This is a genomic window from Paenibacillus sp. FSL K6-2393 (assembly GCF_038002545.1).
Lineage (GTDB): Bacteria > Bacillota > Bacilli > Paenibacillales > Paenibacillaceae > Paenibacillus.
In genome coordinates, this window is sequence record NZ_JBBOCU010000001.1 from 5,110,066 (window position 1) to 5,123,470 (window position 13,405).

The following is a 13,405-nucleotide window of genomic DNA, read 5'->3' on the forward strand; positions in this document are numbered from 1 at the left end:
GAAATATATAATAGAAGGGCAGATGCCTCTGCCCTCCCTGTTGTGTTTTATTATTTATACTGTGTTGTCATTTCTTCTTATTCAAAATCTCGGCAAGAGCGGTATCTAGTGTACCGTATGTGAAAGTGAATCCTTCCCTCTCCATTCGTTCGGGAATCACCCAACGACTCTTGAGAACAAGTTCCGTCTCGGTCTGAATGAAACGTGCGCCCAGTTCAAGCATCCAGCGAGGAGAAGGTAGTCCGATCCGAACACCCATCTTTTCTCTCAGACGCGCCATTAGCTCCCGATTCGTCACCGGATGCGGAGAGGACGCATTGAACACACCATTCAAGTGTGGATGCTCTTGCAGATAAATTACCATGCGGAAGAGATCCTCGATATGAATCCAGCTGAACTGCTGTGTTCCTGCGCCTTGCGATCCTCCCAGTCCAAAACGAACGAGGTTCGTCATGGGCACCATCACACCACCCTCGCCCAGCACAATCGCAATCCGCAGTGCAATCTGACGCGTAGACGGCAGACTGAATTCAAAAAAAGCCTGTTCCCATGCCTTGGCAACGTCGACCGAGAATCCGGAGCCAATCTCGCCCTCTTTTTCCGTCATGGGACGATCTTCAGCATGTCTGTATATGGTTGCTGTACTCGAATTAATCCATAGTTCGGGAGGATGATTACAAGCCAGGACGGCTTCGCCCAGAATGCGCGTTGTACGGGTTCTGGATTCCAGAATGACTTTGCGATTCTCCTCCGTATAACGGCAGTTCACCGATTTACCTGCCAGGTTAATTAACGTCTCTGCTTCTTCCAGTGCCTCTATGATTCCTGCACGATCCTCCCAAGCAATATGACCGGGCTGACGCGAGATGATCAACACCTCATAACCCTGCTTCTTGAATCTTTGGGCAAAATCCTGTCCGACAAATCCCGTTCCACCAGCCAATACAACCTTCTTCACGGTATCCCCTCATTTCCCATACTGGGTAAAGAATTCGTAAGATATAGATTGGAATGTTTCTATGCATGCAAAATGCAGATATTAGATTAACACCGCCGGTGAGCCGTTAGTTTGATTTATTTCGCACCCAGGGAGGCGTACAAGCGATCCCGCTCGTCGATAGCCCATGCGTGTGCAGGGTTTTGTTCCAGCTGATATCGGAGTTCATCATAAAAATCATGGATCATGAATCCGTCTGGCAGATTGCCAAGCATGGCTGTAAAGTTGTACTCGGGCAGTGTTCTCTTCCCTTCACTGATCTGCTTCAGCCAATCCATCCACTTTGCAAGAGTAAGCACTTCCTCCTGCCATAATTCAGCCTGTAACCCAAGCGCATCCTGAAGTTGCTCGTACGCCAATGGATCGACGAAGGCGCGGCAAGCCTGAACAGCCAGTTCATACAACTCGGTCACTGCACGGCGTACCTCATGCTCAAGTTCGACCTCCAAGCCTCCCATGTAATCCTGAACCTGAATGCTCTGTCCATCATCGTATAATAGCGGTGTCTGGGACAACAGGCGTACAATCTCTTCCATCTCGTGCATTGAAACTCGCTTCTGCTCATAGAGAGCAGGTAATTGATATGCTGTAATGATCATTCACTCCTACATCGTTCTTCTATTAATGACCTATATTATAACATGGTTTGGCAATCATCTATCAGGATAACTTGACTATCCACTACAAGTTGTAGTAGTTTATACGTACTACGTAGTGTAGTAATACGATCGTTATGGACGCATAACGATGTTAAGGAGTGTTCACGGTGAACCAGATTCAAAAATTATCCGAAACAGAAATGGAGTTAATGGTCGTTATATGGTCATGCGATCCACCCGTCACTTCAACAGAACTATTAGACATATTCGCTGAGAAGGGGAAAGCGTGGAAAGCGCAGACTATGTCTACTTTTTTGTCACGCTTGGTGGATAAAGGCGCACTTACCGTCACGAGACGTGGACGAACCAATGATTATGTACCTCTTCTACAGCCCGAAGATTACAAACTACAGGAAACGCAGCATGTTCTTGATGGACTCTATCAAGGTTCAGTCAAGAATTTGGTTTCGGCCATGTATGACGGTGACAAGCTTTCAGACGATGACATTTCAGAACTGAAAAAATGGCTTTCGGAAAAGTAGGTGCAGATGATGAACATCTTTTTTGAAATTCTGTGCAGCCTGACCGTGGCGGGAAGTATCGTTTCTGTTTGTATTTTGGCACTACGACTTATACCCGTATCTGTTTTTCCGACCAAGTGGCTCTACAGACTCGGTAAACTGGCTATCTTGTTTTATCTGTTCCCGGTGTCTCTTGGCCTTTCATGGCTTTTGGATATTGCATTCCAAACGACATCAACTATACCGGGTACGGAGAATGCAACAGCTTCGCGCTTACTTGCAGGAACGTTTATCCCGGAACAAACCATTTCGGTAACCACAGCTTGGTTCTTGTTATGTGTATGGGGCATTGGCGTCATAGGTTTTTCTGCATGGCAGGTGTACTGTTATCGAAGATTTTTGAATGAATTATCTCGTACACGTACCCCAGTCCTCTGTCATAGCGAGGCAGCTATACAGCTACCATTAATCAAAGAGGCTTTGGGTCTCAAACGCAATATCACGCTTGCTCACAGCACTCTAGTACGAAGCCCTGTACTGGTTGGCTTGTTTAAACCAACGATATATCTGCCACCCGAGAATACGGTGAAAATGGACATCAGCATGGTAATTCATCATGAGTTGGTACATCTAAAACATAAAGATCTGTGGGTCAAAGCTGTGACCTTGGGGGTTAGTGCACTGCACTGGTTCAATCCCCTGATTCATATGATTCGCCGGGACATTCATACCTGGAGCGAGTTGGCCTGTGATGAAGATGTGGTCAAAGAGATGTCCCATGAAGAGCGAAGACGATATGGTGAAACGATTTTAAATGTGATGGCGGGAACCAAGAAAATGCCTGCTCAATTCTGTTCGTCCCTATCGGGTGAAGGCAAACAATTAAAAAGGAGATTGATGATTATGTTTAATGTAAATAAACTGAAAAAGAAACATTGGATGATAAGTATGGGAGCCCTCCTGCTTATTACAGGAGTAAGTACGTCCACCGCCGTATGGGCATCAAACCATACGGTTAAAGTAGAGGCTGAAGCTTCTGAAGCTATGCCTGTTCCTTCTACTGATGGATCTTCTGAAATCGTAGCTTCTCCCAACAAGGTCGGAATTTCCGAAGCTGTAACTGCTCCTTCCACTTCCGAAACTCCTGAAATCGTGGCTCTCCCTGAGGATGAAGTTTCCGAAGCTGTGCCAGTCCCGTCTGCTACTGTACCTTCTACTACTAAACCTTCTGAGGCTAAAGTTGTAGAAGCAGCAACTGTTCCTTCTACGGGTGGATCTCCTGAAATCGTATCCGTCCCTTCCGAGGCCCAGGTCACCAAAGCTGTACCTGTTCCTTCAGAAAAATAACCTATCTTTAAGAAGCAATAGCCACCTTATATGCAAACAGGACGAAGCATAGATCATAGATCTCCGCTTCGTCCTGTTTCCGTTTTTCTGTCATGTGCATTAGATAAATGTTTTGATCGTAGCAAAATATTCACGGATCATGTTGATGGGCTTCAGATATCCCGGTGACGGGGCCGATATGCCGTATTCTGCCGCATAACCGTTCTTGGCGGCGATGTATTTGGAACGGAACATATGATAGTCACTGGTGACTATCATGATCTCAGGGTGCTCTAACCCGGATTCAAGAATGATTTTTTTGGAAAAGGCCAAATTCTCCTGTGTACTTGTGGAGCGATCTTCCATAATGACTTGGGCGGGGGGAATCCCCTGTTCAATTAGATAGTTTTTCATGGCGAGCGCTTCGGGAATCGATTCCCCGGGTCCCTGTCCACCCGATACAATGACCGGTGTCTGAGGGTGACTGCGAATGTAGTCCAGACTTGCATCTAACCTTTGTTTTAGGGTCAATGACAATTCCGTTCCACGGATGCCTGAACCCAGAATAATGACATAGTCCGCTTCTTCCGGATCATTCGCACCAAGCTGTGTGAATACAAGTGCTTCAATAATGACAAAAGAGACGGCAACCACGCCAAATCCGGTAAGGATAATCCGTTTCAAAATAACATGCTTCTGATAGTCAATCCGTCTTAGTACGATAAAAGCCACCGTGATCATTCCAAAAAACATGACTGCAAACCTTTGGCCCCAGAAGGCCAGAAATGCCACAAAACATGCCAACAGGACAAGATCAATGATCAGTCCATTTTTTTGTAAGAACTTTTTTATCAAATCCGTAGACACTCCTTCTTGTACCCACTATTGCGCAAATCACTTATTATTCAAGCTGTTATTATCGTTAGTTTCGGCCATTGTTCCTGCCAGCGCTTCTTCTGTACTCTCTGATTATAATAGTCAGCATCCGTGAAGAACGGACTTTTGCGGACTACGAGTTGATACAGATCATGCAAACCATGCGGAGCACAGATGTTCACCTGATCCTCTTCATCCAACTGTACTCCTATGGCAGTCACAACTTCTGGCCAATAGCGAAGCGCATCTTCAGTAGAATGATAAGGAACTGTGCCATTGCGCAGATGCATTCTCGCCTGATTTTTGACCGACCACTTGGCATTACCTGTCAACTCACGAAGCTGACGCTCCAACTCGATGTCTCGTTCCTCACGCAGGTCTGACGCATCATAATAAACAACATCAATATCGCTATGAAGTTCACGAAGATCATATCCATGCAGAACATCCCAGATATAATTACGAATATATCCTGCACCTATGTAACATTGTGGCAAATGGAGACTACGAACTCTCCGCAGGTCATGCATTAATTGCTCGTGTTTGATGATCGTCTGAATGAATGGGGCCTCATATAACATATCTGCCTCCTGCGGTTTACCTCATTGTCCTCTTATAGCTGTTAACCTTCATTCCAATATATCATGTTTACCTGGCTGCAATAAAATGAACAACGCTTGAACATCCTCTGTACAACTTCGAATCTCGGATTAATCACAACCAAATAACCCATAAACAGCTTCGGTTATCCGAGTGTTTACGGGCTACAATGATCGAGTTTGAAACGGTTAAAATTTATTTAATCGGTATCCAGATTTGCGGTGGTTGGTTCGGCCCAGGGTATACTTCCAGCTCTGGCATATACGCGTGCTCATAAGGATTGGATGGAAACCATTCCGAAATAATCTGTTTCCACAGAAGCTGCATGCTCTCCGGCATCGGGCCTTCTACTTCAAATATACTCCATTTGGAAGCAGGCATGGTGAAGCTTGATAATCCTTCCGGCACTTCACCGTCGTAAGCCGTAGCAATCCAGTATTCCATCTGCTTTTCCTTGATTTCGCTCTGATCCACAACGACGCCAAGTAACCCTTGAATATCCCCGTTGTTCAGTTCAAATAAACGCTCCTCTGTACCGCTCTTCCATGCTTCCTGCCACATCTTCCCGATCCCTTGCAAATGTTCTCCATCTACATATGAGAAAGCCTGCTTCACCCCAACTAATGTAAATTCGGGATGTTCAACAATTTTATATTTCATCGGTTCTGCTCCTTTTAGACTTACTTGAATAACCAGACGATTATAAGATTGGACAGAGCTACTATTCTTGCGTGCCTCGCTTGGTGCGATGTCGTGTTGTCTCCGGAATGCTTTGGAGAAAGATTCGGGTGTGTCGTAACCATACTTGTGCGCCAGATCAATGATTTTGTGATCACTTTGCAGAAGTTCATGTGCCGCCAGTGTCAATCGTCTGCGTTTTATGTACTCAGCTACAGTAACATCTGTTAACAGAGCAAAGGTACGTTGAAAATGAAAAGGAGAGATATGAGCCTGCGCTGCAATCTGCTCCATCGTCATATTTTCGAGCAAGTGGTCTTCCATATATTGAATAGCGACCTGTAATGCGTTGATCCAGTTCATGTAATAATCACTCCTTGATGTCTAATATAACGGATAAACCACCCAAAAACCTGTCATGTTGTGCTCTCATATGTCCGGTTAATGTGCAAAGACGTTGTTCATATAACGCCCTGCCCAGGCTTTGAACTAACCAAAGACAAGGGAAGTCACAAAATTTGACAATGTAAACGATTTATTATAGCCTACGAGTATAATGATCGTTCTATCTTATTTTGAAGGGAGAGTATCATTGAATATGAGCAGCAAAAAAGAAATGCTTTTGAACGTGGCTGAAGAATTATTCTACCTTCACGGCTTCCATTCCATCGGCTTGAAGCGGATTATATCAGATGCCGGGATCGCCATCATGACGTTATATAACCATTTTGAGTCCAAGGATGATCTCATCGTCCAGGTGCTTCTGCGGCGCGAACAGCGTTATTTAGAACAGCTCAGGCAATATGCAAACAATACAACTCAACCCATGTTCCTCAATCTGGCTGAAGGACATGCAACCTGGCTGAAAGAACACGAATCAAGAGGGTGCTTATTTTTGCGCGCCAAAGAAGAATTCGGTGGTCATGCAGACCATATCATCGTGCAGACAGTGAATGCGCATAAAAGACATATGAGAACGTTAATCCAAACATTGGCGCCTGCTGCAAGTGATCGAGATCTATTGCAATTCTCCCTGCTGCTGGAGGGTTCCACTGCACTCGCCGAGACAGAAAATGTAAATAACGTCTGCCGCGAACTGATCCATATGACGAAGAATAGTTTCAAGTAATGCCATTAAGGGTGAGTTAGTAGTTCAACTCACTTTTTTATTTAATGAGAAATATAATGATCGTTCTATCTAAAAGGCGGTGGATTTAATGAAAAAAATTATCTTTCCAGGCATTGCACTAATCGCTGTCTGTTATGCATTCGGGCGATTCAGTTATGGATTGTTTATGCCGGAAATTTCAGAAGCTTTACAACTGAACGATGCAGCGTCAGGTGCGATTAACTCCGGAACCTACATTGCTTATTGCTTGTCCCTTCTAAGTGCACCGCTGTTAATTAATCGCAAAGGGCATCATTATGTCATCCAATTGGCCGGGATCAGCGCTGTGCTCGGATTAATCGGGATTGCTCTTGCTCAGAATGCATGGGTCCTTGCATTCAGCGTATTTCTCGCCGGTTTGAGTACAGGATGGGCCTCTCCAGCACTCGGTAACACGGTTAACGCCGAGCTTGCACCCGATCTGCAAGCAAGAGGCAACAGCTGGATTAACACTGGAACCAGTTTCGGAATTATTATATCCGGTCCACTCTACTGGCTGTTCACGGATTACTGGCGTCTAACCTACATCCTGTTTGCTGTAATCGGTGTTGTGGTTCTGATGTGGAACAGACGTGTTATTCCACCTACAAAGACACTGCCTTGTACCAAATCCATCTGGACATGTATGAAACCAACCAGAGCGGGTTCTGCTTTGCTGATGGCTTGTCTGTTAACTGGTGTTAGTTCAGCGATCTACTGGACCTTTGCCCGAAACTTCCTCACAGACGAGAAAGGGGCCTCCGATTCGGAAGCCGTGTTGTTCTGGATTGTGATGGGGGTTATGGGGATACTCGGTGGATGTGCTGGTCGCATTATTGAACGTATTGAGATTGGGTGGTCCTACCGAATAGGCATACTGTTATTGGCAATCTCGCTGGGGGTAATCCTTCTTCCATCCATGACTGCCAGTCTCATCTCTGCGATCATATTTGGCAGCACATATATTTTCCTGACCAGTGTATTTATCGTTTGGGCAACGAGACTATTCAGGCCGAATGTATCCATCGGAATTAGTCTTGCCTTTCTTGCTCTGGGTGTTGGACAATTCCTTGGCTCATCCATGGCAGGTTACACGATTGAAATGTTCTCCAATACAACAGCATTTCTGGCCTTTGCTGTACTCGGCCTGTTCGGATTGCTAATTCGGGTGAAATAAATGACAGAACAACCTTACGGTCACTGTTATTCTACCCGGCGAACACTTCCGGTCACCCCATGTTGAAGCTGTACATCTGTAAAAATAACCGTGGTCCCTTGCCCAATGGGGGATTGGGCCACAATGCCAACTTTGATCTCTTCCGGGCAGTCGAGGCCGAAATAACGAACCAGCTTCCACTTCTCTCCATCCTGAGAATAATGGAAAGCAAAGCTGTTGCCTGCCCGGGCTACACGTAAATAAGGCTTGTTAACGTCTACAGGTGCTGATACACAATCATCCGAGTTACCTCGAGTAACAACACTAAGAATAGACGGCTGTTCTTCAAAATACTCAAAGCAAACTTTAGCCCAATTCGTATCGTCCACCCTCACCATCAGGCAGCCCGAATCATACTGTTCTTTCATGTCCACCTGTACTCGAGTGACGATGCTGAAATCTCCCTTGACTATCGTATGTAAAAATGGAGCTGAAGCTTTCACCGGCTCACCTCCCGGATCAATGAAAAAGTCACTGATTGGCGAAACGGTTATCGTTACTTTGCCGTCTTCAATGTACCAATCTGCTGGCTCGTTCAGCCATCCCAGGTTGGCAGATAATGTTTGACCTGAACAATGTTCGAATAGATTCGTCATATGGCACACCCTTTGTCTGTGATTTTGAATTCGCTGAGTTCTCTGTTGTATTCGTGAAATAACGGAATTATCCTTTCGGATCAGTAAAAGGAAAAAAGCGACTCACATGAGTCGCTTGTAATCCTTTCACATATACATAATCGTATTCGGTATGTCATATCAATAGCACGCTATACCGGCAATACATCAAATGCACATCTGAAACCGATATGTCCGGTGGATGTGTCCGGCGTATTTGGAATCCTTGCTGCCACTCTGTACCGATTGCAATAAGAACGGTGGCACAGGTATGAACCGCCTTTTAACACCTTGCGAACTTCATTGGAAGTAATAACAGTCTTAGCAAGTATAGACTTCTCATGATCCGTAACATAGTTGTCAGCGCACCATTCCCATACATTACCTGACATGTTGTACAATCCATATCCGTTGGCAGGAAAGGATCGGGATGGAGCTGTACCCGCATAACCATCTGCGGCATTATTTTGAGTCGGAAAGGTCCCTTGCCAGATGTTGCACTGGTGTTGTCCATCCGGCCGAAGAACGTCGCCCCAGGGATATTTCTTCTGGATTAATCCTCCTCGGGCCGCATATTCCCACTCTGCTTCTGTGGGCAGGCGCGTACCTGCCCAGCCACAATACGCGTTGGCATCGTTCCAGGAGATATGAATAGCGGGATGGTCAGCCCTCTCTTTCACATCGGAGTCAGGCCCTTCAGGATGAGCCCAGTCCGCACCTTCGACAACCCACCACCATGGCGTTGACTGCACCACGGTACGAACATGTGCAGACGTTTGCGGAGAAACGAACAGATGAAAAACGAAGGACCAGCCGAATCGCTCGGCCTCTGTTCGGTATCCTGTCTCCCTTACAAACTGTCCAAACTGTGCATTGGTCACCGTGCATTCATCCAGATAAAAGGAGTCTACCTGTGTTTCCCTGACAGGACCTTCCCCATCTCCTGCAAAAGCTTCAGGATCATTGGTACCCATAAGGAACCTTCCACCGTCAATTAATATGCTGTTCCTGTCGTTTCGCCCGGAGATGTATCTATCGTCCCCCGCCAGCGCACTAGGTGGTAGACGTTCAACGGAAAGTGAAAGTGCATGGTCGGACGCTGCACTCCTCTCACGGGAAGCCGTCGATTCAGGCGTATCCTCTGATTGAATTTTCACTTCCATCGTGCCGCTCCGACTTGCAGAACAACAGCAGGAAGTTTCCTTTTCAGGTATCTGACCATGCATCTGAAGCATCCCCTTCCCTTGGTTTAAGATTCCTGATCCCCATTGTACACGACAGGAAGAATGTCCGGAACGGTTGGTGTTGTCATTCCTTCACCCAGATAATAATCCGTCAACAAGGATTGCATATATCCTTTTACCGCTAGCCCATTGCGGTAGGCCGGGTTATGCGGCAACGTGTAGATGCGAACATCGGATGGTATCGTTGTTGTATACAGACGCAATGCTGTGAAATCACTCGTTTCATAGAGAATTTCCTCTCTCCAATCCCCCAGCAGATCGCCATAGAGCACAGGAGCATTTCTGGAATTCACGCGAACATCATCGGCTGTAAACAGACGTGCCGTCGTGTTCTGCTGCCAGTCCCACTTTTCCACAAAGTTCTTATCCAGCAGCTCGCCGAGCACATCACCATCCCACCAAATTCTGAAATTGGTTGAGGGCTGAACTGAACTAATCACTTCGCCATCCACATTGTAGATATTGCCTGAACTGGACCACATCTCAAGCCCATTGTGCGTTGGATCAATATCCGCCAGTGTTCCCCGTGCGACGTCCTGCGGGATTTCCCCTGTACGAATGATCTCGCCCGTCGCCGCATCGGCATAAAACCAAGGAAATTGATTAAAGTTGCCGTTCTCCGCCTGCTGAATTCCGAACTGCTCCAGCCCCGGCCGATCCGGATCAATGTCTGTAATGTGGAAACGATCGCCATGAACTACACCCGGCAGACTGTACAAGGTCTCTCCGTTATCATCCAGTGCCCAGCCTCCGAATGACACCTCATCCTTCCCATCCCCATTGAGATCCAATATGCGAATCTGGTGGAAAAACTCACCGTCCGCTCCAGCATGTCTCCAACGCTCGGTCAGGGCTCCACCAGCATAGTCATAAGCTGAGGTCACATACTGAAAGTTGCGGCTAAGCGCACGATTCTTGAGCGCCGTAATCAGGCTTGGATGTTCACCATCCAGATAAGCAATGCCAAAGTGCCCACTGAGCGGACCATCGGCTGCATAATCATTGGTTATCGCTGTGCGTGCCGCCTCTGTTCCGGTCCTTCCATCCACGACGGAGACATATTGAGCACGCTCCGTTGTCGCAGGAACGACCTGACCATCTGCAAACGTTACCCCTTCAAAGGTACGTAGCAGTACTTCAGCCTTCCCGTCACTATCCAGATCAAATACCGTTATATTGTCGTTGTCCCGCCAGCCCCCAAGTCCAGCCACTCCAAATTCACTGACAGAAGCAGGCGGCGCATTATATGTATCTATCGTTGTGACACTGTATGGACCCAGATCAATCCGCCACAGGAAACCTTCGGTCAGACTGTAGGCTTCCACATATTTATTGCCTCCGTTCACCGGAATGCGGGTGACCACGTATTCATATTCCCCATCACCGTCCAGATCCCCAGGCCAGCCATGCTGCACAAAATAATCCGACGGATTGGATGTTATATTTTGCAATGGAATACTGAAGTAATTGCGGATCTCGGGATTGGCTGCCAATACAACCTCGGCACTCTCATCCTGTAATCTACCGTCTACATAAGACTTCACGATATACGTATGACTCTGGGTTACATCTACATTCGTGTCCGTATAATTGGTTCCCTGCGTCAAAGGCTGGTCATTCAGCTTCACCTCTTCTGTACCCGTCCTACGATAGATATCAAATGTAACCTGCTGCGATTCGGTCCCAAGCAGACGCCAGCTCAAATATACCTTGTTTTCTCCCAGATATACGGCAGTAAGACCTCGTCCCAGATTTTCAACCAGACGTGGTGCAGACCCTTCTGCGGCATCTGCCTGAAGTACTTCCCCTCCCGGTGAAACAATGCCTGTCCATCCAATAACTCCACTTAACAGCAATGTGAATAGTACTTTTGTTCCTCTGGCCACAGTCGTTTTGGTTTTCATTTACAATTCCCCTCCATCGATTGGTTAGTATATGCGTACAAAAAAAGCAAAGCCTGTTATCTCTGTCCCTACGAGCCAGTCTAATGAGATCGACTGATCTGGTTCAGCAATAACTGCTTTGCCTCCGGTTGCCCGGTCAACATGGTCTATCTACCGCTCTAACGGCTTGGTTCCTCCACGATCATAGAAAAAGGGGCCTTTCGCCCAACTGACAGCCAGATGCATCAGCAGTTCGGTCTTTAATTGCTCCCGAATTACAGCATGCTGCTCCTCATCATACAGGTTCTTCCACTCATGAGGGTCAACCGTCAGGTGATACAATTCCCCCTTCGTTTCATGCACTCTGGATGCGGATTCCGCGACAGAGCCTTCCATGTACAGAATGAGCTTCCACTCCGCAGTCCGCCACATATAGGCTGGAGCCGAATGAGGTGCGGTTACCCCCTTCCCATGGAATTCACAGAACGTTCCGCGATGCCGGAGATCGCCCAGCAGATCGACACCAGGAAGCATCGGATTCGCTTCGAGTCCGGCTGCACGCGTCAATGTGGGCACCAGATCCACCAATTCCGCAGGCTCCTGATCAATCGTTCCGCGCTTCTGCTCCTGAATGTGGGTACCGGACAATATGAGCGGCACCCTCACACTGCTGTCATACAGATTATATTTGGTGAAGCGAAACTGTCGTTCCCCCAGCATCTCTCCATGATCCGAGACAAATACAATCAGCGCGTTCTCCAGCCTCCCATGGTTCTCCAACTTCTCCAAAGCGAGTCCAAAGTAATGATCGAGCCAGGAGCAATTCGCCCAGTATCTTAACGTGGTCCTCCTCCGCTCCTCCGAACTGCGCTGGTCCCATACCTTCTTCTTATCGAGGTACGACTGGCGACTACTCGAATTCAGTTCATCGGAAGCTGCCAGGTGAGTCTGCACTTCATCCTCCCACGGAGGTTGCGGGATATCCGGAATATCTTCCAGCCTGTACAGGTCTTCGAATGCTTTGGGCACATTGAACCCGGCATGTGGCTTCAGGAAAGACAGATAAAAAAATAACGGCCGCTCCGGGTCTACCCCTTCATCCAAAAATTGCAGCGCCTGTTCGGCTACCCAGCCATCCCGATGCTGATTCATCGGAATCTGACTCGTAAGCCCTGTATAACCATTGACATTTTCCTCACCGCCGCCAAAATCCTTCGTCTCCTGATGATAGGCTTCCAACGCTTCGGGATGGGAGTCACCCATCATTGTCGCTCCCTGTTCATAATGACCACTTTGACGAGAAAGTCCGATGGATCTTACTTCGAACCCTCGCGTGGAAGGCTCATCTACGCCCTCGCTATGGTTCCAATGCGTTTTTCCGAATCCGGCTGTCTGATACCCTGCCCGATGCATCAACTCCGGCAAAGGTTCAGAGGGCAGCTTGTCTTCCTCGAACAATCCGCCATAATTCGTTCGAACCCCAAGCTGTGACGGATAATATCCCATCATCATGGAGCTTCGGCTTGGCGCACACATTGGCGATTGGCAGACCGCATCTCGGAAAGTGATTCCCTCGGCTGCAAGTTTATCGAGATTCGGTGTATGAATATGTTCATTGAACGTTCCAATACAGTCCCATCGCTGCTGATCCGTCATGAGAAAAATAATATTTGGCTTGTCCTTTGACACGTCACATTCCACTCT

The 13,405-nt window shown here is 47.2% G+C and carries 13 protein-coding genes; 4 read left to right on the forward strand and 9 right to left on the reverse strand.

All coding sequences use genetic code 11. The features are described from left to right. Positions 1 to 67 precede the first annotated feature (67 nt). Both MHI14_RS22515 and MHI14_RS22520 read right to left on the reverse strand, forming a co-directional pair. The gene (locus MHI14_RS22515) at positions 68 to 958 is read right to left on the reverse strand and encodes a TIGR01777 family oxidoreductase (RefSeq protein WP_341131228.1); all 891 of its coding nucleotides are present in this window, start codon (positions 956 to 958) and stop codon (positions 68 to 70) included. A 116-nt stretch (positions 959 to 1,074) separates the two neighbouring features. After that, positions 1,075 to 1,596, reverse strand: a complete 522-nt coding sequence (locus tag MHI14_RS22520) for a hypothetical protein (protein WP_091032932.1) — start codon at positions 1,594 to 1,596, stop codon at positions 1,075 to 1,077. Between the two features lie 167 nt (positions 1,597 to 1,763). Between MHI14_RS22520 and MHI14_RS22525 the strand changes: the two genes are divergently transcribed. Continuing rightward, a complete protein-coding gene (locus tag MHI14_RS22525) occupies positions 1,764 to 2,138 on the forward strand; it encodes a BlaI/MecI/CopY family transcriptional regulator (protein WP_076209251.1) in 375 nt (124 codons plus the stop codon). 6 nt (positions 2,139 to 2,144) lie between these two features. After that, positions 2,145 to 3,464, forward strand: coding sequence for a M56 family metallopeptidase (locus MHI14_RS22530; protein WP_341131229.1), 1,320 nt, complete (start codon positions 2,145 to 2,147; stop codon positions 3,462 to 3,464). Positions 3,465 to 3,563: 99 nt separating this feature from the next. On the opposite strand, the gene MHI14_RS22535 is transcribed toward MHI14_RS22530, so the two are convergent. The 3 genes from MHI14_RS22535 to MHI14_RS22545 form a co-directional block, all read right to left on the reverse strand. Next, positions 3,564 to 4,298 carry a YdcF family protein gene (locus tag MHI14_RS22535; protein ID WP_133384092.1) on the reverse strand — a complete coding sequence of 245 codons (735 nt, stop codon included), beginning with the start codon at positions 4,296 to 4,298 and terminating at the stop codon, positions 3,564 to 3,566. Between the two features lie 50 nt (positions 4,299 to 4,348). Then, on the reverse strand, positions 4,349 to 4,900 hold the full coding sequence (locus MHI14_RS22540; protein ID WP_341131230.1) for a nucleotidyltransferase family protein: 552 nt from the start codon (positions 4,898 to 4,900) through the stop codon (positions 4,349 to 4,351). 214 nt (positions 4,901 to 5,114) lie between these two features. After that, the gene (locus MHI14_RS22545) at positions 5,115 to 5,960 is read right to left on the reverse strand and encodes an AraC family transcriptional regulator (RefSeq protein ID WP_341131231.1); all 846 of its coding nucleotides are present in this window, start codon (positions 5,958 to 5,960) and stop codon (positions 5,115 to 5,117) included. A gap of 235 nt (positions 5,961 to 6,195) precedes the next feature. On the opposite strand from MHI14_RS22545, the gene MHI14_RS22550 reads away from it, so the two are divergent. Together MHI14_RS22550 and MHI14_RS22555 are read left to right on the forward strand one after the other, a co-directional pair. Continuing rightward, entirely contained in the window at positions 6,196 to 6,726 is a 531-nt protein-coding gene (locus tag MHI14_RS22550) for a TetR/AcrR family transcriptional regulator (RefSeq protein ID WP_091032943.1), read from the forward strand. A gap of 88 nt (positions 6,727 to 6,814) precedes the next feature. Beyond that, entirely contained in the window at positions 6,815 to 7,921 is a 1,107-nt protein-coding gene (locus tag MHI14_RS22555; RefSeq protein ID WP_289391799.1) for an MFS transporter, read from the forward strand. Positions 7,922 to 7,947: 26 nt separating this feature from the next. On the opposite strand, the gene MHI14_RS22560 is transcribed toward MHI14_RS22555, so the two are convergent. From MHI14_RS22560 to MHI14_RS22575, 4 genes are all read right to left on the reverse strand, one after another. After that, positions 7,948 to 8,556: a DUF1349 domain-containing protein gene (locus MHI14_RS22560; RefSeq protein WP_091032948.1), complete on the reverse strand. Its 609-nt coding sequence runs from the start codon at positions 8,554 to 8,556 to the stop codon at positions 7,948 to 7,950. 170 nt (positions 8,557 to 8,726) lie between these two features. Further along, positions 8,727 to 9,737: a formylglycine-generating enzyme family protein gene (locus MHI14_RS22565; protein WP_341131232.1), complete on the reverse strand. Its 1,011-nt coding sequence runs from the start codon at positions 9,735 to 9,737 to the stop codon at positions 8,727 to 8,729. An 86-nt stretch (positions 9,738 to 9,823) separates the two neighbouring features. Continuing rightward, the gene (locus MHI14_RS22570) at positions 9,824 to 11,722 is read right to left on the reverse strand and encodes a rhamnogalacturonan lyase family protein (RefSeq protein ID WP_341131233.1); all 1,899 of its coding nucleotides are present in this window, start codon (positions 11,720 to 11,722) and stop codon (positions 9,824 to 9,826) included. Positions 11,723 to 11,872: 150 nt separating this feature from the next. Next, on the reverse strand, positions 11,873 to 13,390 hold the full coding sequence (locus MHI14_RS22575; RefSeq protein ID WP_091032953.1) for a sulfatase family protein: 1,518 nt from the start codon (positions 13,388 to 13,390) through the stop codon (positions 11,873 to 11,875). Positions 13,391 to 13,405: the final 15 nt, after the last annotated feature.